This window comes from Paracoccus sp. KKT209, from assembly GCF_055635455.1.
The window spans coordinates 1,979,622-2,000,202 of the sequence record NZ_CM145758.1 but is presented as its reverse complement, the minus strand read 5'-3'; the positions used below and the strand labels follow the sequence as shown (position 1 = coordinate 2,000,202).

Sequence of the window (20,581 nt, the reverse complement as noted above, 5' to 3'; positions counted from 1 at the left end):
AATTCGAGAAATCTTGCTCCTTTGTCGCGCGGCGGCTATCCCGCCCGCATGGAGCATTTTGACCTTGTGATATTGGGTGCCGGCGCGGCCGGGCTGTTCTGCGCGGGCTCTGCCGTGGGGCAGGGGCGGCGCGTGCTGGTGCTGGATCATGCCGAAAAGCCGGCGGAAAAGATTCGCATCTCGGGTGGGGGGCGGTGCAATTTCACGAATCTGGCGACGGGGCCCGAGCGGTTCCTGTCGGCCAATCCGCGCTTTGCGGCCAGCGCGCTGGCGCGCTATCGACCGACGGCTTTCGTGGACCTGGTCGACCGGGCGGGGATCAGCTGGCACGAAAAGACGCAGGGACAGCTGTTTTGCGACGGCAAGGCCACCCAGATCACTGACATGCTGCTGGATCGCATGGAGGGTGCCGAATTACGGCTGGCGACGCAGGTCGTGTCGGTGGCGCAGGAGGGTGGCAGCTTCGTCCTGCGGACCAGCGCCGGCGTGATCCGGACCGATCGCCTTGTGGTGGCGACCGGCGGCAAGTCGATCCCCAAGATCGGAGCCACGGGGCTGGCCTATGACCTCGCGCGTCAGTTCGGCCTGCGCCTGGTGGAACAGCGGCCGGCCTTGGTGCCGCTGACCTTTGCCGAACAGGACCTGGCCCTGTGCCGCCCCTTGGCGGGCCTGTCGGTCGAGGCGCGAATTGTCCATGGCGACGGGCAATTCCGGGATGCGCTGCTGTTCACGCATCGCGGGCTGAGCGGGCCGGTCATCCTGCAGATCTCCAGCTTCTGGCAGCCTGGAGAGGAGTTGCAGATCGACCTCGCACCTGATCTAGACATCGCCTCCGCGCTGAAGGAGGCGCGCGGCAGGAACGGGCGCGTCGCCGTCGCCACGGCTTTGGCGCAGTTCCTGCCCGAGCGGCTGGCCCAGGCTGTTGGCGGGGAGATGGGGCTGGCCGGCGCCCGTCTGGCGGACCAGCCCAATCGGCAGCTGGAGGCACTGGGCCGGCGCGTGAACGGCTGGCGTCTGCGGCCGGTCGGGACCGAAGGGTACCGGACGGCCGAAGTGACGCTGGGCGGCATCGACACCCGGGATCTGGACGCCAAGACCCTGCAGGCGCGGCAGGTGCCGGGGCTGTTCTTCATCGGGGAATGCGTGGACGTGACCGGCTGGCTGGGGGGCTACAACTTCCAGTGGGCCTGGGCCTCGGCCGATGCGGCGGGGCGGGCGGCCTAGCGCCCGCCGGGCGTCAGCAGGTCGCGCCCGTCCGGCACGCGTTCCCGTTCCACCATCGCCTCGAAGGCCGCATCCGGCGCGGGATCGGTCAGCCGGTGATCGGCAGGACGCAGCGGGCGGGGCGGGGCGGCGGCTTCGGCCTCGGGCTGTTCCAGCCGGAGGCGATGCACCGGTTCGGGCACAAGATAACCCTTGGCGTCCAGCGCGTGGCGCAGAAGGCGGAACGCCTCGCCCCGCGCCAGGTCGAAGTCCGTCCCGTCCTGCGAGACCCATCCCCCGGCCCGGATCACCACATGCTCCGGCCCCTGGGCATCCAGCCAGGCGACGGGTTCCGGACGGTCGAGGACAAAGGACATGCCGCGCAGCGACCTCAGCACCAGGTCGCGCGCGCGGCCCAGGTCGGCGCCGGGATCGATCGCCAGATCGACCATGAAGCGCCGTTCGGGATTGCGGGTATAGTTTGTCAGCACCGCCTTGTAGATGATCTGGTTGGGAATGCGGATGTGGTTGCCGTCCAGCGTCAGCAGCGTCGTCCCGCGGCTGGTCAGCCGGATCACGCGGCCCCGCAGGCCGTTCACCTCGATCAGGTCGTTGGGGTTGAAGGGCTGCCGCAGGGACAGCAGCATGGTGGCCACGACGCCTTCGATCGTGTCACGGGCGGCAAAGCTCAGCGACAGCCCGAAGATGCCCGCAGCCCCCAGAAGCGTTCCCAGAAGGGCGCGCGCGCCCATCAGGTCCAGCGCCACCACCAGCGCCACGATCCAGGCGACCAGGCGGATCGCCTGCGCCAGAAAACCGGCGATGAACGGATTGGGCGCCAGGCGGGAGAGGACACCTTCCCGCCGCGACAGCCAGCCGCCGCCCAGGACGATCACGGCGCCCACCGCCAGACCCAGCAGCAGGAAGGGCAGCCCGGCGATCATCCGGGTCAGGCGCGCCTGGAACCGCTCGCGCACCGAATCGAGCCGCGTGGCCAGGTCCGTGGACAGCCGCACCGAATCCTCGATCGCGACCACGCCGTCCATGCGGGCGATCAATGTCTTGAGACGGTCGACCGAGGCCTGCTCGGTCACCTCGCCGCGCAGGGTGACGATACCGGCATCGACACCGGCCCGCAGTCCATCGAAATCAGGCAGTTGGGCCAGGATGCTGGAAATGCGATTAAGAATGGCCAAGTCGGTCGCGCCGTCGTCGGTGATCGAGATCATCCCCGACGGCGCCGGACCCTGCGGCTCGGCCGGCTGCGCGGCCGCGGCCCAGGGCAGGCACAGCGCCGCGCAGATCAGCAGCGCACGGATCATGCGTTCAGCGGATCCGCCTTGGCCAGGGCATCGAACTGCATCAGCGAGGCGATCAGTGCCGGCATCTGGTGCAGGGGGATCATGTTCGGCCCGTCCGAGGGCGCGGTGTCGGGGTCCTGATGCGTCTCGATGAAGACGCCCGCGACGCCCAGGGCCACCGCCGCGCGGGCCATGACCGGTGCGAATTCGCGCTGCCCGCCCGAGGAACCGCCCTGGCCGCCGGGCTGCTGGACCGAATGGGTCGCGTCCATGATCACCGGATAGCCGGTCCGCGCCATCGTCGGCAGGCCCCGCATGTCCGCCACCAGTGTGTTGTAACCAAAGCTGGTGCCGCGTTCCGTCAGCAGGATGTTGTGATTGCCCGTCGACGCCACCTTGTCGGCCACGTTCGGCATGTCCCAAGGCGCCAGGAACTGGCCCTTCTTGATGTTGACGACCGCACCGGTACGGCCGGCCGCCAGCAGCAGGTCGGTCTGGCGGCACAGGAAGGCAGGGATCTGGATGACGTCGACGACCTCGGCCGCGCGCACCGCCTGTTCGGCATCATGGATGTCGGTCAGGACCGGGCAGCCAACGCGTTCGCGCACAGTCGCCAGGATCTGCAACCCCTCGTCGATGCCCAGGCCGCGGCGCCCCGACAGCGAGGTGCGGTTGGCCTTGTCATAGCTGGCCTTGAACACGAACTGCGCCCCCGCATCCGCACAGGCCCCGGCCATCGTCTCGGCGATCATCAGCGCGTGGTCCAGGCTTTCCAGCTGGCACGGGCCCGCGATGACCGTCAGCGGCAGGTCGTTGCCGCAGGTGATCTGGCCGATGGGGATATGTTTGTGGTGCGTCATGTCGAAACCTGTTCGCGAAGAATGGAGGCCGTCAGCGACAGCATCAGGTAGATGGCCGAAAACAGCAGGAAAGCCACCAGCGTGTTCTGGAAGGCCTTGGGATATGTCGCCTCGTCCGGGGGGATGGGCGAAACCGACAGCGACAGGTAGCGGACCTGCTTGTTGGCTTCAATCCTTGCCGTCTCCATCTGGGCCGCGGCGGCGGAGAGAAGCTCCTGCCGGGTCAGCAGTTCGGCCTCGGCCACGCGCAGCTCGCCGCCGATGGCGGCCAGCGAGCTGCGGCTGCTGCTGTCCTCGGTCAGCTGCAGGCGGGTCTGGACGATCATCTCGCGCAGGCGGGCGATGTCGCCGCGCACGGCCGAGACGCGGCTTTGCACGGGCTGGGGGTTCGCCAGAAGCTGCCCCAGCTCCAGCTGCTTTTCGGTCAGCTGCCCTTCAAGCTGCGACACCTGGCCCATCACCACCGAACTTTCCGCCGCCGGGTCAAGGACGCCAAGCCGCTGCTGGAGGTCCTGCACGCGCTGCTGGGCTGCCAGCATCTTGGCCTCGGCATCCTGATAGGTCTCGATCGCGCCGGCCATCTGGTCCGAACGCTTGCGCGAGGTCAGCGCATCCACCTGTTCCTCGGCATAGGAGATCAGCGCCAGCGAGAATTCCCGGCTCAGGTCCGGGTCGGGGGCGATCACCTCCATGTTCAGCATTCCCTCGGTCGGGTCATAGCCAATCTTGACCGAATTCTTGTAAACCGAATAGGCGGCCTCATTCGTGGCATCGGCCGCCAGCCGTTTGACCGGATCGACCGCAGGATCCTGGTAGGCGCGCTTGAAGCCTTTGTCGCGGTCCAGCCGCAGCATCGCGTCGCGCGAGGTCAGATAGCTTTGAACCGCGACGGAATCGGTGTTCACGCCCATCCCCGATCCGCCCAAAATGCCGCCGATACCGCCGCCGTGGCCACCATCGGCCGTCTGGATCTGGAACTGCGAGATCGTGGCATAAAGGGGCGTCGCGATCCGGGCATAGTACCATCCGACCAGCAGCGTGGGCAGCAGCACGAACAGGAACAGCCGCGCCGCCAGCATCATCATGCGCCGGCGCCGCCTGCGGGCCAGGTCGCGCTGGATGCGATAGATCTCGGCCGCGCGTTTTTCTTCGGTCAGATCCTCGCGCGAGGGCAGGGCGGGACGCTTGCTAGGCAGCGCCTCGGGGACGATCGACGGGACTCCCGTCGGGCGGATGGCCGGGGCATTGGGCGCAGGCGCGGATTGCGCACGGCTGCCTTCGGACGACAGGATGGTGCCGACGCTGCCGCGATGGGACGGGTCGATCCCACGTTCGCGCAGGCGCAGCACTGCCTCTTCGCCCGAAGACACCTTGATCTGGTGCAGGTTGGCGATGCGGCGGGCGATGCGCAGCTGCCGATCGGTCAGCTTCTCGGCACGGATCGCGGCCAACCTGGTGTCCAGGTCGGCATCCTGTGCGACCGGGTCCTCTGCGGGCTTGTTCAGGCCGAAGCCTTCGAAACCGTCCTCGACCGGCTCGGTTGCCATGAACCGCGCCATGCGGGCCTCTTCGTCATCGGCCGCGGCAGGAGTGGCGGTCTTGCGCGTCACCTCCAGCCGGACTGCCGGGGCCGGGCCGGCCGGCGGCGGTGCGGCCGGACCGTCATCTGGCGTGACAGGACGCGCGGGACCGGGCTTGACGGAGTCCGAGACGGAGCCGTGATACCGGCGCGCTTTAGGAGGTGTAGTCATAGTATTGCTTCGCCTCGTCCAAGGTCTCGAACATGTAGAGTTTGCCGTCGCGCAGGATCGCGGCCCGGTTGCAGAACTTCTCGATCGTGCTGGGCTGGTGGGACACGATGACCGTGGTCGCGGTCTTCAGCCGGTCGAACAGCACGCGCCCCGCCTTGCGGTTGAACTCCACATCGGTGGTCTGGGGCATGCCTTCGTCGATCAGGTAGATGTCGAAATCCAGCGCCAGCAGCAGCGAAAAGGTAAAGCGCTGCCGCATGCCGCTGGAATAGGTCCCGACCGGCATGTCGAAATATTCGTGAATGTCGCAGAGCCAGCGCGTGAAGGCCGCGACGTAATCCGGGTCCAGCCCGTAGATGCGCGCGATATAGCGCGAATTCTCGTTGCCGGTATGGCGCGACACCAGGCCGCCCATGAAGCCGAGCGGAAAGGAGATGCGGCAGTCGCGGCGGATGCGCCCCTCGTCCGGCTTTTCCAGCCCGCACATCATGTTCACCAGCGTCGTCTTGCCGGTGCCGTTGGGGGCCAGGATGCCAAGCGACTGGCCCAGCTCAACCCGGAAGGAGGCCTGGTCCAGGATGATCTTGTGCTGCCGGCCCGTCCAGAACGACTTGGAGACGTTGTCGAATTCGAGCATGGCGTTGCTTTACCGGAGGAAAGGGGACGCAAGGCATGTCCTGCGGTGCGCCTCGCCTACAAGTTGCAGACCATATTGCGACCCGGTCAGCCTGTCCAGTCTTCGCCATCTGCCCACATAAATCATGATGCCGCGAGTCTTCTTTGGGGCGATTTTTAGACTAAGTGGCGGTCATGATACCCCTGATCGACCAGATCCGCGCCTGCCGCCTGTGCGAGGGCCGCTTTGCGGCCACCGCCACGCGCCATTCGCCACGCCCGGTGGCGTGGTTCCGGCCGGGCGCGCGCATCCTGATCGTGGGGCAGGCGCCGGGCGCGCGGGTCCATGAGAGCGGCCGGCCCTTCACCGACCGGTCGGGGGACCGTCTGCGGGACTGGATGGGGATCGACGAGGCGCAGTTCTATGACCAGGGCCGCATCGCGGTCGTGCCGATGGCCTTCTGCTTTCCGGGCTATGACGCCAGGGGGTCGGACCTGCCGCCGCCGCCGATCTGCGCGGCCACTTGGCGTGACCGCGTGATGCAGCAGTTGCAGCCGCGCCTGACGCTGCTGGTGGGCGGGCACGCGATGCGCTGGCACCTGGGCGCGCGCAACGTGACCCAGACGGTGCGCGACTGGCGCAGCCATGGCCCGCATGTCTTTCCGCTTCCCCATCCCAGCTGGCGCAACACCGGCTGGCTGCGGAGCAATCCGTGGTTCGGGGCCGAGCTGCTGACCGAGCTGCGTCAGGCCGTGGCTGCCCAGCTGGGTCCGGAAGCGCCCTCCGCCGGTTCCTGAAAACCATCAAATTGGGCGCGTGATGGCGGAACCATCGCCGAAACCCGGCGGTTCATGCTTCTGGCATTGTTCAATCTTGCCAATTTCAGTAACGTCCACGCGATCTTGCGCAGGATGGATGCCTTTGGCATTTGTCCATCCGAAAAACCAAGGGAGAAGCCGTATGAGCAAATTGAAACCGATCCTGCTGAGCACCGCCTTCGCGCTGGCTGCCGGTCCGGTCATGGCCCAGCAGGAGCAGTTCATCACCATCGGCACCGGCGGACAGACCGGCGTCTACTATGTCGTCGGCCAGTCGATCTGCCGCCTCGTGAATCGCGAGACCGCCGAAACCGGCCTGCGCTGCACCGCGCCCGCCACCGGCGGGTCGATCGCCAACATCAACGCCATCAAGGCCGGCGACATGACCATGGGCATCGCCCAGTCCGACTGGCAGTACCATGCCTATAACGGCAGCTCGGACTATGAGGGCGACGCCTTCGAGGGCCTGCGCGCCGTCTTTGCCGTCCATCCCGAGCCCTTCACCGTCGTGGCGCGTGCCGACAGCGGCATCGAGAACTTCGAGGATCTGGCCGGCAAGCGCGTGAACGTCGGCAACCCCGGTTCCGGCTCGCGCGGGACGTTCGAGATCGTGCTGGACGCCATGGGCATGTCGATGGACGACTTTGCGCTGGCGTCCGAACTGCGCCCGGCGGAACAGTCGGCCGCCCTGGGCGACAACCAGGTGGACGCGATCAGCTATACCGTGGGTCACCCCAACGGCTCGATCCAGGAAGCGACCTCGACCGTGGACGCGCGCCTGGTGACGGTTGCGGGCGAGGCCATCGACAAGCTGGTCGAGGAGAACCCCTATTACGCCAAGGTCACCATTCCCGGCGGCATGTATGCCGGCAATGACGAGCCGACCGAGACCTTCGGCGTGAAGGCCACCTTCGTCACCTCCGAGGATGTGCCCGAGGAAACCGTCTACCAGGTCGTCAAGACGGTCTTTGACAACTTCGATCGCTTCAACGGCCTGCACCCCGCCTTCGCGGACCTGGAGCCCGAGGAGATGATCGCCGACGGCAACAGCGCGCCCTTGCACGCAGGCGCCGAACGCTACTACCGCGAGCGCGGCTGGATCGAGTGATCCGGCGTTGATCGGGGCGGTCCTTCGGGGCCGCCCTTTCATCATGAGCCAAGGATAACAAGACGCTTTGCAGGGGGAGCCGTGATGAACGAAACCGACAAGACCAAGAAGGTCGCGACGCCTCAGCAGCAGGCCAGCGCCGTCGAGATGCAGGCCGCCGGCCGGGGCGAGCTGTCGCAGGAGGAGCTGGACGAACTGGTCGCCTCCTCCGACACCGGCGCGCGCACGCCGCCGGGCCTTGTCGGCAAGCTGATCCTGACGGTCGCCCTCTGCTGGTCACTGTTCCAGCTGTGGATCGCCTCGCCTCTGCCCTTCATGCTGGATTTCGCGATCATCAGCGCGACCGATGCCCGCGCGGTCCACCTGGCCTTCGCCCTGTTCCTGGCCTTCATGGCCTACCCGGCCGAGCGGTCCCCCTTCCAGCTGGGTCTGGGCATCGGCGTGCCGCTGATCCTGTCGGGCCTGTTCATCTATGGCGCGCCGGGCGACATGCCCGGTTGGTGGATCGGGCTGATCGCCTTGGCGCTGATCGCGGCCATCCTGCTGGGCAGCCCCAAGAACCGCGTTCCCCTGTGGGAATGGCTGCTGGCCCTGACCGCGGCGGCGGCCGCGCTTTATGTGTTCTACTACAGCGACGAACTGGGCCGCCGCGTCGGCGCGCCCCTGCGCCAGGACCTGGTCGTGGCCGTGATCGGCCTGATGCTGCTGCTGGAGGCCACGCGCCGCAGCCTGGGCCCCGCGCTGATGATCGTGGCGACGGTCTTTCTGGTCTATACCTTCCTGGGCCCCTACATGCCCTCGATCATCGCGCATCGGGGCAATTCGCTGACCGAGGTCGCCAACCACCAGTGGATCACGACCGAGGGTGTCTTTGGCATCGCCCTGGGCGTCTCCACCAGCTTCGTCTTCCTTTTCGTGCTCTTCGGCGCGCTTCTGGACAAGGCGGGGGCGGGCAACTACTTCATTCAGGTAGCCTTTTCGCTGATGGGCCACATGCGCGGCGGACCGGCCAAGGCGGCGGTGGTCAGCAGCGCGATGACCGGCCTGATCTCGGGATCCTCCATCGCCAACGTGGTCACCACAGGAACCTTCACCATCCCGCTGATGAAGAAGGTGGGCTTTTCCAGCGAAAAGGCCGGCGCGGTCGAGGTCGCATCCTCGGTCAACGGCCAGATCATGCCCCCCGTCATGGGGGCGGCGGCCTTCCTGATGGTCGAATATGTCGGCATCCCCTATTTTGACGTGGTCAAGCACGCCTTCCTGCCGGCCACGATCAGCTATATTGCGCTGGTCTATATCGTCCACCTGGAGGCGATGAAGGCGGGGATGGAAGGGCTGCCGCGGTCCTACACGCCGCCGCCGATTCTGCAGCGCCTGCTGACTGGCGCCTTCGTCATCGCGGGCATCTGCGCGCTGTCGCTGGCGGTCTATTACGGCATGGGCTGGATCCGGCCGGCCTTTGGCGCGAATTCGCCCTATGTCGTCTTTGCCCTGCTGACGGCAGCCTATGTCGCGCTGCTGTGGGTCGCCTCGCGCGAAGAGCCGCTGCAGATCGATGATCCCGATGCGCCGGTGGCGGCACTGCCCCTGCCGGGGCCGACGGTGCGGTCAGGCCTGCACTATATCCTGCCGGTGGTCGTGCTGGTCTGGGCACTGATGGTGGACCGGCTGTCGCCGGGCCTGTCGGCCTTCTGGGCCACGGCCTACATGATCTTCATCCTGGTGACGCAGCGCCCGCTGATGGTGTGGTTGCGCGGCGCGGACCGCAGCGGCAATACCAGCACCGGCCGCGCGCTGCGCTCCGGTGCGGATGACCTGGTGGACGGTCTGATCTCGGGCGCGCGCAACATGATCGGCATCGGCATCGCGACCGCCACGGCGGGCATCATCGTGGGCGCCGTCAGCCAGACCGGCGTCGGCTCTGCCCTGGCCGATGTGGTCGAGGTGCTGTCGGGCGGCAACCTGCTGGCGATCCTGGCGCTGACGGCGGTCCTGTCGCTGATCTTGGGGATGGGCCTGCCGACGACGGCCAACTACATCGTCGTCTCGGCCCTTCTGGCCCCGGTGATCGTGACCCTGGGGCAGCAGAACGGGCTGATCGTGCCGCTGATCGCGGTGCACCTCTTCGTCTTCTACTTCGGCATCATGGCGGATGTGACGCCGCCGGTGGGGCTGGCGTCCTTTGCCGCCGCGGCCGTGTCGGGGGGCGATCCCATCCGCACGGGGGTGGTGGCCTTCTTCTACAGCCTGCGGACCGCGGCGCTGCCCTTCTTGTTCATCTTCAACACCGATCTGCTGCTGATCGACGTGGGCTGGGCGCAGGGCATCTTTGTCTTTGTCACGGCGACCATCGCGATGCTGCTGTTTGCGGCGGCGACGCAGGGCTGGTTCCTGGTGCGCAACCGCATCTGGGAAAGCGCGGCGCTGCTGCTGATCGCCTTCACGATCTTTCGTCCGGGCTTTTTCTGGAGCTATGCCTATCCTCCCTTCGAGGAGCGTCCGGGTTCGGAATTCGTGCAGGCGCTGGAGGACAGCGCGCCGGGCGAGGGGTTGCGCCTGCGCATTTCGGGGCTGAACGACATCGGCACGCCGGTCGAATTCGCGGCACTGCTGCCGGTGCCCGCCGGCGAGACGGGCGCGGATCGCCTGGCCGCCGCGGGGATCGAGCTGATCCAGGACGGCGACCGCACGGTCATCGACAACGTGGCCTTCGACAGCCCGGCGCAGGAGGCCGGACTGGACTGGGATCAGACGATCCTGGCGGTGCAGGCGCCGGTCGCCACGCCCTCGCGCTACTGGATCTATGTCCCGGCCTTCCTGCTGCTGGGCCTGCTGGTCTGGGCGCAGCGCCGCCGCGCCGGTCCCGCCGAAACCTCCCAGTCCGGAAAGGATGCGCGCCATGCATGACAATGTCCTGTTGCCCGTCGACCTTCAGCATCCCGAAAGCTGGGAAAAGGCCCTGCCGGTCGCCCGGCGGCTGGCAGGAGAGACCGGCATCATCCACCTGCTGGGCATCGTGCATGATTTCGGCAGTTCGATGGTCGCCACCTTCCTGCCCAAGGGGTATGAGCAGAAGGCCCTGCAGGCCATGAAGGAGGCGCTGGACGACTTTGCCGCCCGGCATTTCCCGGATGAAAGCCGGGTCCGCATCCATGTGGGGCATGGTCATGTCGCGGAAACCATCCTGAAGGCCGCGGCCCGGCACGGTGCCGACCTGATCGTCATGGCCAGCGACAAGCCGGATGAATTGCGCAGCATCCTGGTCAGCCGGGACGCCAATGCCGTGGTGCGGCACTCCCCCGTGTCAGTGATGGTGGTGCGCTGACCGATGGCGACTGATCTCGAGATCGCGCGGGCGGCGTCCAAGCGCCCGATCAACCAGATTGCCCAGGTGCTGGGCCTGACCGACCGCCAGATCCTGCCCTATGGCCATGACAAGGCCAAGATCACGCACGAGGCCATCGCGGGCCTTGAAGGGCGCGCCTTGGGACGGCTGATCCTGGTGACGGCGATCAATCCTACCCCTGCGGGCGAGGGCAAGACCACCACCACCGTCGGCCTGGGGGACGCGCTGAACCGCATCGGACAGCGTGCGACGGTCTGCATCCGCGAGGCGAGCCTGGGCCCGAATTTCGGCCTGAAGGGCGGTGCGGCCGGGGGCGGACATGCCCAGATCGTGCCGATGGAGGACATGAACCTTCACTTCACCGGCGATTTCCACGCCATCACCGCGGCGCATAACCTGCTGGCCGCGATGATCGACAACCATGTCCACTGGGGGAATGCGCTGGAGATAGACACCCGCCGCATCACCTGGAGGCGCGCGATGGACATGAACGACCGGGCGCTGCGCGACGTGGTCTTTGGCCTGGGCGGGCCGGGCAACGGGTTTCCGCGCCAGTCGGGCTTTGACATCACCGTGGCGTCCGAGGTCATGGCCATCCTGTGCCTGGCCAGCGACCTGGCGGACCTGCAGGACCGGCTTGGCCGCATCGTGGTCGCCTATACCCGCGACCGCCAGCCGGTGACGGCGCGCGACCTGAAGGCCGATGGCGCGATGACGGTCCTGCTGAAGGACGCCCTGCAGCCGAACCTGGTCCAGACGCTGGAGAACAACCCGGCCCTGGTCCATGGCGGGCCCTTTGCCAATATCGCGCATGGCTGCAACAGCGTCATCGCCACCCGTGCGGCCCTGCGCCTGTCGGATTACGTCGTGACCGAGGCGGGCTTCGGGGCCGATCTGGGAGCCGAAAAGTTCCTGAACATCAAGTGTCGCCTGGCCGGGCTGGCCCCTGCGGCGGTGGTGCTGGTGGCGACGATCCGGGCGCTGAAGATGAACGGGGGCGTCGCCAAGGCGGATCTGGGGGCCGAGGATGTCGCGGCCGTCACCCGTGGCTGTCCCAACCTGGGGCGGCATATCGAGAACATCCGCAGCTTTGGCCTGCCGGTCGTGGTGGCGTTGAACCACTTTTCCGGCGACACCGAGGCCGAGATCGCGGCCTTGCGCGACTATTGCGCCGGGCATGGCGTGCAGGCCATTCTGTGCCGCCACTGGGCCGAAGGCGGGGCAGGGGCCGAGGATCTGGCCCATGCCGTGGTGGCGCTGGCCGAGGGTGATCTGGCGGATTTCCGCACGCTCTATCCCGACGAGATGCCGCTGTGGCAAAAGATCCAGACCATCTGCACGCGCATTCACCGCGCCGCCCGAGTGGAGGCGGCGCCGGGCGTGCAGGAGCAACTGCTGGCCTGGGAAGCCGCCGGACACGGCCGGATGCCGGTCTGCATCGCCAAGACCCAGTACAGCTTTTCCACCGACCCCGATCTGCGGGGGGCACCCGAGGGTCATGTGATCCCGGTCCGGGAGGTGCGGCTGAACGCGGGCGCGGGCTTCGTGGTGGCCATCTGCGGGCAGATCATGACGATGCCGGGCCTGCCGCGGCAGCCAGCCGCCGAGGTCATTGGCCTGGATGATCAGGGCCGGGTCGAGGGGCTGTTCTAGGGCTCAGGCGGCGACGGCGACCGGACTCTCCCCCTCCAGCAGCTGCGTCAGCAGGATCACGTCGTCCAGGTGGTCCAGCAGCACAGCCGCATCCGCCCCGGCCGCACAGTCGGCCAGGGCTGCGGATGCCATGCGCCGCGCCATCTGGCGGACCTCCGGCGGAGGGAGGTCCGACTGGTGATGCAGGGCGATCCGTGCCAGCGCGCGGAACGCCGCCCGGTCATCATCTGCCGCGGCCCGCTGCCACTGGGCCATGAGCGTCGCGGGCAGGTGCCCTTTCAGGCAGACGGGGCTGCCCCTCAGCCAAGCCATCTCGACCTGGGCGGGGGTGTCCTGCAGCCCGGTCCGATCCGGGCTCAGCCCCAGCAGCCTGCGCAGCCGCCGCGCGACGGAGGCATCGCGAAAGCTGATCTGCGCCAGGGACTGCAGCCGGGCGGGCTCCACCGGCAGAGCAGGCAGGGCCGCGCGCGCCAACCAGTCCCGCCCCGTCGCCCGCGTCAGGCTGGCCGCCGCGTGCAGGTGCAGCGGGCCGTCACCGGCCGTTGCTGCCAGAGCGGCCGCAATCTCTGTCGCTGCGGCCTGAAGCGGTTGCGGCCTCAGCCAGACAGGCGGCGGACCGTGCCAGCGGCGATAGGCCGCCAGATGCAGGGCCATGACCACCAGCAGCGTCGCCTCCACCCCATCGGCGAAATCCTGGTCGGAGGTTGAAAACCCGAGCCGCGGCGGAAAGGACCCGTCGGGCCGTTGGATCTGGATCAGGTCCGCAACCAGGTCGGCGATGTCGTGGTCCGGGTCGACCAGCCGCAGGCAAAAGGCGATGCGGGCCACCGATTGCGCACATCCGTCCGCCTGGGCCCAGACTGCCAGCGCCTTCAGATGGTCGAAGATGGCACTGAACTGGCGCGCGTGCGACAGCCGGGGCCGCACCGCGCCGTGGCGATAGAGCGCCGCCACAAGGGTTGCCACCCGCTGGACGTGGCAGGGGGTCAGCGTCCAGGCCGGGGGCTGGGTGGTCAGCAGCGTCTCGGCCCGGGAGATGAGGTCGGGATCGTCCGACAGCATCAGGCGATGCGCCAACGGCAGGTCCGCGTCTTCGGCCAGCGTATCGCAGGCCAGCTGCCAGACCGGGTCCGTCCGGTCCACCAGGCCGCCGGCAAGGACCAGGTCCAGCATCGGCGGGCTTCGCTCACCCGCCAGCACACGCTGCGCGGCTTGCCGAAGCAGCGGGGGTTTGAAGCGCCGCAGCACGATCACCTCCAAGGGAGAGATCCGGCCGCGGAGGCCGCTGAGGACCGGTGCGCAGCCCGCCGCCAGCGCCAGGGGGCCAAGGCCCGGATGATCGACAGGGCAGGGGTCCGGCAGATCCATGATCTTTTGACGCAGCCATTCAAGGCCCCTGTTTGACAGCAGCCGCATCAACTGCTCCAGCGATCCATCCATCGGCGATCCTTTCCCCTCTGGGGTCATGTTGACGAGGCCGCGTCCAGCTGCAACCTCTAGATGCAGACAAGTGGATCAAATACACGTCGCATGGCGGCAATTGCGCCCGGCGCGTGGTCGCGGTAAAGCCCCCGCATGAGCAACCGCCCCGATCTTCCGCCCGAAATCGCCCGCCGCCGGACATTCGCGATCATCTCGCATCCGGACGCCGGCAAGACCACGCTGACCGAGAAGTTCCTGCTGTATGGTGGCGCGATCCAGATGGCCGGGCAGGTGCGGGCCAAGGGCGAGGCGCGGCGCACGCGGTCGGACTTCATGAAGATGGAGCAGGACCGCGGCATCTCGGTTTCGGCCTCGGCCATGTCATTCGATTTCGACGGGCATCGCTTCAACCTGGTCGACACGCCGGGCCACAGCGACTTTTCCGAGGACACCTATCGCACGCTGACGGCGGTGGACGCGGCGATCATGGTGATCGACGGCGCGAAGGGCGTCGAATCGCAGACGCGCAAGCTGTTCGAGGTCTGCCGGCTGCGTGACCTGCCGATCCTGACCTTCTGCAACAAGATGGACCGCGAATCCCGCGACACCTTCGAGATCATCGACGAGATCCAGGAGAACCTGGCCATCGACGTGGCGCCTGCCAGTTGGCCCATCGGCGTCGGGCGCGACTTCATCGGTTGCTACGACATGCTGAACGACCGGCTGGAGCTGATGGACCGCGCCGACCGCAACAAGGTGGCGGAATCGATCAAGCTGAACGGCCTGGACGATCCGCGCATGTCGGATCACATCCCCGCCGACCTGCTGGAAAAGCTGCGCGAGGAAGTCGAGATGGCGCGCGAGCTGCTGCCCGCCTTCGACCGCAAGTCGTTCCTGGAAGGGCACATGACGCCCATCTGGTTCGGCAGCGCGATCAACAGCTTTGGCGTGCAGGAGCTGATGAAGGGCATCGCGCAATACGGGCCCCCGCCGCAGCCCCAGAACAGCGCGGAGCGCGAGATCGCGCCCGAGGAGACGCCGGTCACCGGCTTTGTCTTCAAGGTGCAGGCCAACATGGACCCCAAGCACCGCGACCGCGTGGCATTTGTCCGCCTGGCCTCGGGGCATTTCGAGCGCGGCATGAAGATGGTCCATGTCCGGTCGAAGAAGCCGATGGCCGTGTCGAACCCGGTCCTGTTCCTGGCGGCTGACCGCGAACTGGCCGAGGAGGCGTGGGCAGGCGACATCATCGGCATTCCGAACCACGGCCAGCTGCGCATCGGCGATGCCCTGACCGAGGGCGAGGCGCTGCGCTTTACCGGCATCCCGTCTTTCGCGCCGGAACTGCTGCAATCGGTGCGGGCGACCGATCCGATGAAGGCCAAGCACCTGGAAAAGGCGCTGATGCAGTTCGCCGAAGAGGGCGCGGCCAAGGTGTTCAAGCCCGCCATCGGGTCGGGCTTCATCGTGGGTGTCGTGGGCGCGCTGCAGTTCGAGGTGCTGGCCAGCCGGATCGAGCTGGAATACGGCATCCCCGTCCGCTTCGAGGGCAGCCAGTTCACCAGCGCAAGGTGGGTGGGCGGCCCCAAGGACAAGGTCGAGGAATTCGCCAACGCCAACAAGCAGCACCTGGCCCATGACCATGACGGCGACCTGGTCTTTTTGACGCGCCTGCAATGGGACATCGACCGCATCGGCCGGGACCATCCCGACCTCAGGCTGACCGCCACCAAGGAGATGATGGTCTAGCGCCCGATCTGCCCAAAGGCCATACCGTCCAGTTCCTGCCCCCGGTCATCGACCGGGTGGCACCAGACCTTGAATCCGGTCAGCCTGTGCGGCCCGAAACTGGACAGCATCGGCACATCCGCCGCGTCATGCCCTCGGGCCACGACGACCCGCCCAAGCCGGCGTTCATTGTTGCGCGGATCGAAGGTCCACCAGCGGCCCGACAGGAACACCTCGATCCAGGCGGCAAAATCCATCGGCGCGTCGACCTTGGGCACGCCGATATCGCCGACATAACCGTTCACGTAGCGGGCCGGGATGTTCAGCGCACGCAGATAGGCCAGCGCCAGATGGGCAAAGTCGCGGCAGACGCCCGTGCCGCCCTGGCTGGCATCGTTCGCGGTGCGAAAGACCGACGCGGTGCCGTAGTCAAAGCGCAGCACCTTGTGCCCGTGATCCAGCACCGCCTGCACGCGGCCCCATCCTGCGGGCACATTGCCGAACAGGTCCCAGGCCTGCTGGGACAGGACGTCGCTTTCGACATAGCGCGAGGGCATCAGGTACATCAGCGCCTCGTCGGGCAAATCCTCGACCGCCATTTCCCGCGCCTCGGGGTCTATGTCGTCCCAAGCCTCGCGATCGTTCAGGGTCACGTCCCCGTACAGGACGAATTCGCCCGGAGGCGCGATCATCCGCCGGCAGATATTGTCGAACCGGTCGCGATATTCGTGGATCTCCACCTCGGGGGTGGTGGTCACCTGTTCGGGGGAAACAAACTCAGGATGCCGTGCCGCCTCGGGGGCGACAAGGCAGATCAGAGGGGTCGGCTGTTCGACCGTGACCCGGAATTCATGGCCGACCCTGATGCGCATCAGGCGACCGAGGCGTCCATGGTGATCTCGGCGTTCAGCAGCTTGCTGATCGGGCAGCCGGCCTTGGCCTTTTCGGCCACTTCCATGACCTTGGCCTCGTCCGCATCGGCGGTGATGGTGGTGGTCAGGTGGGCCTTCTTGACCGCGAAGCCGTCGCCTTCCTTGTCCATCGAGATGTCCGAGGTGGTCTGGATGGACACGCCCGTGATGCCTTCCTGTTCCAGCATCATGGCCAGCGCCATCGAGAAGCACGAGGCATGGGCCGCACCCACCAGTTCCTCGGGGTTGGTGCCGGGCTTGTCCTCGAAGCGGGTGTTGAAGCCATAGGGCTGCGCGTCAAGCGCGCCCGACTTGGTCGAAACCTGCCCCTTGCCTTCCTTCAGTCCGCCTTCCCATTTCGCCGATCCGGTACGGGTGATCATCGTGACATCCTTTGATGGGGTTCCTTGATCGCCCCCAACGCGGTCGGCGGGCTGCGGGTTCACCCTGCCGCGACGATCAGCCGCTGATGTTCCGCGATGGCATAGCGGTCGGTCATGCCGGACACGTAATCCAGGACATGGCGCGCCCGCTGCGTCTGGTCGGGCAGCAGCGCCGCCGCCTCGGCCCATTGCGGCGGCATCATCTGCGGGTCGTCCAGATAGAGCGGAAAGAGGTCGTGCAGCATCTGCGTCACGCGGGTGCGCTCGACCACCACTGAAGGCGCGCGATACATGCGCTGGAACAGGAAGGACTTGATCGCCTTGATGTTCTGATAGAGCGGCTTGGAAAAGCGGATGATCGGGCCGTCCATGTTGCGGATCTCATCCGCCGAATGCGGCTGCAGCCCCGTCAGGCGGTTCTGGGCGACCGCGATCACGTCCTCGACCATGACGCCGAAGACGCGGCGCAGCGCCTCGTAGCGGCGGCGGGTCGGGTCGAGGCCCGGATAAAGGCGGTCGACCTCGGCGAAGGCCGGACCGATCACCGGCAGTTCGGACAGTTCCGCCTCGGTGAACAGCTCGGCCCGCAGCCCGTCATGCAGGTCGTGGTGGTTATAGGCCACGTCATCGGCGACGGCGGCCACCTGCGCCTCAGCGCTGGCATTGGTGTGCAGTTCCAGGTCCCACTGCGCATTCACCTCGGCCAGGGCATAGGGCAGGTCCCCGGTGACGGGGCCATTGTGCTTGGCGATGCCCTCCAATGACTCCCAGGTCAGGTTCAGCCCGTCGAAATCGGCATAGTGGCGCTCCAGCCGCGTGACGATGCGCAGGGCCTGGGCATTGTGGTCGAAGCCGCCATAGGGGGCCATCAGCTCGGCCAGCGCGTCCTCTCCGGTATGGCCGAAGGGCGGGTGGCCCAGGTCATGCGCCAGCGCGACCGTCTCGGCCAGGTCAGTGTTCAGACCAAGGGCGCCGGCGATGGTGCGCGCCACCTGCGCGACCTCGATCGTGTGGGTCAGCCGGGTGCGGAAGTAATCGCCGCGATAGGCGTCGCCATCATGTTCGACAAAGACCTGCGTCTTGTGCTTCAGCCGCCGGAAGGCGCTGGAATGGATGATGCGGTCGCGGTCCCGCTGCCAAGGCGAGCGGAAGGTGGACAGCTGTTCCGGATGCAGGCGGCCGCGGCTGTCCTGCGGATGGCAGGCATAGGGCGCCAGGGAAGCGGGTGTCGAGGTCAAGGGCTGTGGCCTTCCTTGCGGGTTGCAGGGCCAGACCCTATATTTGATGCCTACGGACGAAAACGGGAACGCCCCATGAACCTGCCCCCCAAAGTGACCGACCGCGCCTTTGAACGCCTGGCCCAGATCAACGCCGGCAAGGACCCTGTGCCGCTGCGCGTGGCCGTGTCGGGCGGCGGCTGTTCGGGGTTCCAGTACGACATCCGCCTGGACCGTCCCGAGGCGGACGACCTGGTCCTCGAAAGCGCGGGGCAGCAGGTCGTGGTCGATCCCGTGTCGCTGCCCTATCTGGCCGGGGCTGTCATCGACTTCACCGATGAGCTGATCGGCGCGCGCTTCGTGATCGAAAACCCAAACGCCACCAGCAGCTGCGGCTGCGGGACGTCCTTTTCGATGTGATGGGCTGCGGTGGGATGCGGTTGCCAATCCCCCGCCGGCCGCTAAAGATGCGGCCATGAAAATCGCAAGCTTCAACATCAACGGCGTCAAGGCCCGCATCCAGGCGCTGACCGACTGGCTGGCGGCGACCGACGCCGATCTGGTCGTCCTTCAGGAAATCAAGTCGGTGGACGAGGGTTTCCCGCGCGAGCATTTCCAGGACCTGGGCTGGAGCGTGGAGACCCACGGCCAGAAGGGCTTCAACGGCGTGGCCATCCTGTCGCGCCTGCCCCTGGAGGACGTGACCCGCGGACTGCCCGGCGACGACAGCGACGAACAGGCCCGTTATATCGAGGCGACGGTGGTCGGTGCGCAGGCGGTGCGGGTCGCGGGGCTGTACCTGCCGAACGGCAACCCGGCGCCGGGACCGAAATACGACTACAAGCTGGCCTGGATGGAGCGGTTGCGCAGGCGGGCCGCCGACCTGCTGGCGCTGGAGATGCCGGTCGTGATGCTGGGCGACTACAATGTCATCCCCGAGCCGCGCGACGTGGCCCATCCGCAGAACTGGCTGGAGGACGCGCTGTTCCTGCCGCAAAGCCGCGCCGCGCTGCGCAGCATCGTGAACCAAGGCTGGACCGACGCGATCCGCATCCGTGACCCCTGGGCCACCCGGGGGCCCTTCACCTTCTGGGATTATCAGGCGAACTCCTGGCAGCGCGACAACGGCATCCGCATCGACCACCTGCTGCTGTCCCCGCAGGCCGCCGACCTGATGACCGAGGCCGGGGTCGATCGCGACGTGCGGGCGGGGGAAAAGCCCAGTGACCACGTCCCGGTCTGGGTGCGGCTGGCTGCCTAGACCACCAGCACGCCCGAGTGCTTGGCCTTGTGCTCGGGCTCTACATGGATCGTGATCTGCGCATCGGGCAGCTTTGCCTTCAGCGAGGTCTCGATCCGGTCGCAGATGACATGGGCGTCGGCCACGGTTGTCTGCCCGTCCACCACCAGGTGAAAGTCGATGAAGGTGACCGCCCCGGCATGGCGGGTGCGCAGGTCATGCGCCTCCAGCGCGCCGGTGCCGCAATCCGAGATGATCTCGCGGATGGTGGTCAGGGTCCGGGCGGGAACGGCTTCGTCCATCAAGCCGCTCAGCGAGGCGGCCATCACCTTCCAGCCGGACCACAGGATGTTGATGCCGACCAGCATCGCCAGCACCGGATCGAGGATCGCCCAGCCCGTCGCGGCCGCCAGCCCCACGCCCATCAGGACCCCGGCCGAGGAGATCACGTCCGACAGCAGATGCCGCCCGTCCGCCACAAGCGCGGGCGACCGCAGCCGCCGCCCCTGGCGGATCAGCACGGCGCACCAGGCGGCGTTCAGCACCCCCGCCACGGCGTTGATCGCCATGCCCGCGCCGGCCTGCTGGATCTGGCGCGGGTCCTGAAAGGCGAACCAGGCCTCGCGCAGGATCAGCAGCGCGGCAGAGATGATCAGCACACCCTCCAGCACGGCGCTGAAGAATTCGGCCTTGTGATGTCCGTAGGGATGTCCCTGGTCCGCGGGCCGCTGCGCGACCCGGATCGCCACCAGCGCGGCCACCGCCGTCGCGACATTGACGATGCTTTCCAGCGCATCCGACATCAGCGCGACCGATCCGGTCATGCGCCAGGCCAGCGTCTTGATGCCCAGGACGACCAGGCCGACAAGGATGCTGCCGATGGCGATTTTCAGCGTGCTGGACATAATCCGGCCTTCCTGCGTCTGCCCAACCCCCATGCGGTGCGCGTGTCGCAGATGAGGGACGTGATCTCAACCCGGAACGGCATCATTCTTGCCGAAAGCGGTGGGCGGGCAGGGGTCCG

The 20,581-nt window shown here is 67.1% G+C and carries 18 protein-coding genes; 9 read left to right on the top strand and 9 right to left on the bottom strand.

What is annotated here, in order from left to right; translation table 11 throughout:
• The first annotated feature begins 48 nt into the window (after positions 1 to 48).
• The gene (locus ACZ2G3_RS10005; protein ID WP_470395718.1) at positions 49 to 1,224 is read left to right on the top strand and encodes a BaiN/RdsA family NAD(P)/FAD-dependent oxidoreductase; all 1,176 of its coding nucleotides are present in this window, start codon (positions 49 to 51) and stop codon (positions 1,222 to 1,224) included.
• Here the strand turns inward: ACZ2G3_RS10005 and ACZ2G3_RS10000 are convergent.
• From ACZ2G3_RS10000 to ACZ2G3_RS09985, 4 genes are read right to left on the bottom strand one after another with little or no spacing between them, the layout of a single operon-like run.
• A complete protein-coding gene (locus ACZ2G3_RS10000; protein ID WP_470395716.1) occupies positions 1,221 to 2,525 on the bottom strand; it encodes a mechanosensitive ion channel domain-containing protein in 1,305 nt (434 codons plus the stop codon). The two genes, ACZ2G3_RS10005 and ACZ2G3_RS10000, sit on opposite strands and share 4 nt — an antisense overlap.
• Entirely contained in the window at positions 2,522 to 3,364 is an 843-nt protein-coding gene (kdsA, locus tag ACZ2G3_RS09995; protein WP_470395715.1) for a 3-deoxy-8-phosphooctulonate synthase, read from the bottom strand. The genes ACZ2G3_RS10000 and kdsA overlap by 4 nt, the downstream gene beginning before the upstream one ends.
• On the bottom strand, positions 3,361 to 5,115 hold the full coding sequence (locus tag ACZ2G3_RS09990; protein ID WP_470395714.1) for a KpsE/RkpR family capsule polysaccharide export protein: 1,755 nt from the start codon (positions 5,113 to 5,115) through the stop codon (positions 3,361 to 3,363). The genes kdsA and ACZ2G3_RS09990 overlap by 4 nt, the downstream gene beginning before the upstream one ends.
• Entirely contained in the window at positions 5,099 to 5,752 is a 654-nt protein-coding gene (locus ACZ2G3_RS09985) for an ABC transporter ATP-binding protein (RefSeq protein WP_419268027.1), read from the bottom strand. Before ACZ2G3_RS09985 ends, ACZ2G3_RS09990 begins: the two co-directional genes overlap by 17 nt.
• 173 nt (positions 5,753 to 5,925) lie before the next feature.
• Here ACZ2G3_RS09985 and ACZ2G3_RS09980 point away from each other — a divergent pair, with 173 nt between their 5' ends.
• The 5 genes from ACZ2G3_RS09980 to ACZ2G3_RS09960 all read left to right on the top strand — a co-directional run bounded on the left by ACZ2G3_RS09980 (position 5,926) and on the right by ACZ2G3_RS09960 (position 12,656).
• The gene (locus tag ACZ2G3_RS09980; protein WP_470399103.1) at positions 5,926 to 6,528 is read left to right on the top strand and encodes a uracil-DNA glycosylase family protein; all 603 of its coding nucleotides are present in this window, start codon (positions 5,926 to 5,928) and stop codon (positions 6,526 to 6,528) included.
• A gap of 163 nt (positions 6,529 to 6,691) precedes the next feature.
• Positions 6,692 to 7,657 (top strand): TAXI family TRAP transporter solute-binding subunit, encoded by a 966-nt coding sequence (locus ACZ2G3_RS09975; RefSeq protein ID WP_470395712.1) that lies wholly within the window; start codon positions 6,692 to 6,694, stop codon positions 7,655 to 7,657.
• Between the two features lie 84 nt (positions 7,658 to 7,741).
• Positions 7,742 to 10,564, top strand: a complete 2,823-nt coding sequence (locus ACZ2G3_RS09970; protein ID WP_470395710.1) for a TRAP transporter permease — start codon at positions 7,742 to 7,744, stop codon at positions 10,562 to 10,564.
• Positions 10,557 to 10,982 carry a universal stress protein gene (locus ACZ2G3_RS09965; RefSeq protein ID WP_419268030.1) on the top strand — a complete coding sequence of 142 codons (426 nt, stop codon included), beginning with the start codon at positions 10,557 to 10,559 and terminating at the stop codon, positions 10,980 to 10,982. The genes ACZ2G3_RS09970 and ACZ2G3_RS09965 overlap by 8 nt, the downstream gene beginning before the upstream one ends.
• A 3-nt stretch (positions 10,983 to 10,985) precedes the next feature.
• Complete coding sequence (locus tag ACZ2G3_RS09960; protein WP_470395708.1) at positions 10,986 to 12,656, top strand: formate--tetrahydrofolate ligase; 1,671 nt, start codon at positions 10,986 to 10,988, stop codon at positions 12,654 to 12,656.
• A gap of 3 nt (positions 12,657 to 12,659) precedes the next feature.
• Here the strand turns inward: ACZ2G3_RS09960 and ACZ2G3_RS09955 are convergent, their stop codons facing one another.
• A complete protein-coding gene (locus tag ACZ2G3_RS09955; RefSeq protein WP_470395707.1) occupies positions 12,660 to 14,096 on the bottom strand; it encodes a hypothetical protein in 1,437 nt (478 codons plus the stop codon).
• A gap of 135 nt (positions 14,097 to 14,231) precedes the next feature.
• Here ACZ2G3_RS09955 and ACZ2G3_RS09950 point away from each other — a divergent pair, with 135 nt between their 5' ends.
• A complete protein-coding gene (locus ACZ2G3_RS09950; RefSeq protein ID WP_470395705.1) occupies positions 14,232 to 15,827 on the top strand; it encodes a peptide chain release factor 3 in 1,596 nt (531 codons plus the stop codon).
• Here the strand turns inward: ACZ2G3_RS09950 and ACZ2G3_RS09945 are convergent.
• From ACZ2G3_RS09945 to ACZ2G3_RS09935, 3 genes are read right to left on the bottom strand one after another with little or no spacing between them, the layout of a single operon-like run.
• Positions 15,824 to 16,678: a transglutaminase-like domain-containing protein gene (locus ACZ2G3_RS09945; RefSeq protein WP_470395703.1), complete on the bottom strand. Its 855-nt coding sequence runs from the start codon at positions 16,676 to 16,678 to the stop codon at positions 15,824 to 15,826. The two genes, ACZ2G3_RS09950 and ACZ2G3_RS09945, sit on opposite strands and share 4 nt — an antisense overlap.
• Complete coding sequence (locus ACZ2G3_RS09940) at positions 16,678 to 17,100, bottom strand: OsmC family protein (RefSeq protein WP_419268035.1); 423 nt, start codon at positions 17,098 to 17,100, stop codon at positions 16,678 to 16,680. The genes ACZ2G3_RS09945 and ACZ2G3_RS09940 overlap by 1 nt, the downstream gene beginning before the upstream one ends.
• Positions 17,101 to 17,159: 59 nt before the next feature.
• Complete coding sequence (locus ACZ2G3_RS09935) at positions 17,160 to 18,338, bottom strand: deoxyguanosinetriphosphate triphosphohydrolase (protein WP_470395701.1); 1,179 nt, start codon at positions 18,336 to 18,338, stop codon at positions 17,160 to 17,162.
• Between the two features lie 75 nt (positions 18,339 to 18,413).
• On the opposite strand from ACZ2G3_RS09935, the gene ACZ2G3_RS09930 reads away from it, so the two are divergent.
• The gene (locus ACZ2G3_RS09930) at positions 18,414 to 18,737 is read left to right on the top strand and encodes a HesB/IscA family protein (RefSeq protein ID WP_470395699.1); all 324 of its coding nucleotides are present in this window, start codon (positions 18,414 to 18,416) and stop codon (positions 18,735 to 18,737) included.
• 55 nt (positions 18,738 to 18,792) lie between these two features.
• Positions 18,793 to 19,578, top strand: coding sequence for an exodeoxyribonuclease III (gene xth, locus ACZ2G3_RS09925; RefSeq protein ID WP_470395698.1), 786 nt, complete (start codon positions 18,793 to 18,795; stop codon positions 19,576 to 19,578).
• Here xth and ACZ2G3_RS09920 read toward each other — a convergent pair.
• The gene (locus ACZ2G3_RS09920; RefSeq protein ID WP_470395696.1) at positions 19,575 to 20,462 is read right to left on the bottom strand and encodes a cation diffusion facilitator family transporter; all 888 of its coding nucleotides are present in this window, start codon (positions 20,460 to 20,462) and stop codon (positions 19,575 to 19,577) included. The genes xth and ACZ2G3_RS09920 overlap by 4 nt on opposite strands.
• Positions 20,463 to 20,581: the final 119 nt, after the last annotated feature.

Coding starts and splice junctions, on each gene's coding strand:
- ACZ2G3_RS09985 (WP_419268027.1), bottom strand. CDS start 5,752: ATGCTCGAATTCGACAACGTCTCCAAGTCGTTCTGGACGGGCCGGCAG.
- ACZ2G3_RS09990 (WP_470395714.1), bottom strand. CDS start 5,115: ATGACTACACCTCCTAAAGCGCGCCGGTATCACGGCTCCGTCTCGGAC.
- ACZ2G3_RS09975 (WP_470395712.1), top strand. CDS start 6,692: ATGAGCAAATTGAAACCGATCCTGCTGAGCACCGCCTTCGCGCTGGCT.
- ACZ2G3_RS09945 (WP_470395703.1), bottom strand. CDS start 16,678: ATGCGCATCAGGGTCGGCCATGAATTCCGGGTCACGGTCGAACAGCCG.
- ACZ2G3_RS09960 (WP_470395708.1), top strand. CDS start 10,986: ATGGCGACTGATCTCGAGATCGCGCGGGCGGCGTCCAAGCGCCCGATC.
- ACZ2G3_RS09965 (WP_419268030.1), top strand. CDS start 10,557: ATGCATGACAATGTCCTGTTGCCCGTCGACCTTCAGCATCCCGAAAGC.
- ACZ2G3_RS09940 (WP_419268035.1), bottom strand. CDS start 17,100: ATGATCACCCGTACCGGATCGGCGAAATGGGAAGGCGGACTGAAGGAA.
- ACZ2G3_RS09920 (WP_470395696.1), bottom strand. CDS start 20,462: ATGTCCAGCACGCTGAAAATCGCCATCGGCAGCATCCTTGTCGGCCTG.
- ACZ2G3_RS10005 (WP_470395718.1), top strand. CDS start 49: ATGGAGCATTTTGACCTTGTGATATTGGGTGCCGGCGCGGCCGGGCTG.
- ACZ2G3_RS09930 (WP_470395699.1), top strand. CDS start 18,414: ATGAACCTGCCCCCCAAAGTGACCGACCGCGCCTTTGAACGCCTGGCC.
- ACZ2G3_RS09970 (WP_470395710.1), top strand. CDS start 7,742: ATGAACGAAACCGACAAGACCAAGAAGGTCGCGACGCCTCAGCAGCAG.
- xth (WP_470395698.1), top strand. CDS start 18,793: ATGAAAATCGCAAGCTTCAACATCAACGGCGTCAAGGCCCGCATCCAG.
- ACZ2G3_RS10000 (WP_470395716.1), bottom strand. CDS start 2,525: ATGATCCGTGCGCTGCTGATCTGCGCGGCGCTGTGCCTGCCCTGGGCC.
- ACZ2G3_RS09950 (WP_470395705.1), top strand. CDS start 14,232: ATGAGCAACCGCCCCGATCTTCCGCCCGAAATCGCCCGCCGCCGGACA.
- kdsA (WP_470395715.1), bottom strand. CDS start 3,364: ATGACGCACCACAAACATATCCCCATCGGCCAGATCACCTGCGGCAAC.
- ACZ2G3_RS09980 (WP_470399103.1), top strand. CDS start 5,926: ATGATACCCCTGATCGACCAGATCCGCGCCTGCCGCCTGTGCGAGGGC.
- ACZ2G3_RS09955 (WP_470395707.1), bottom strand. CDS start 14,096: ATGGATGGATCGCTGGAGCAGTTGATGCGGCTGCTGTCAAACAGGGGC.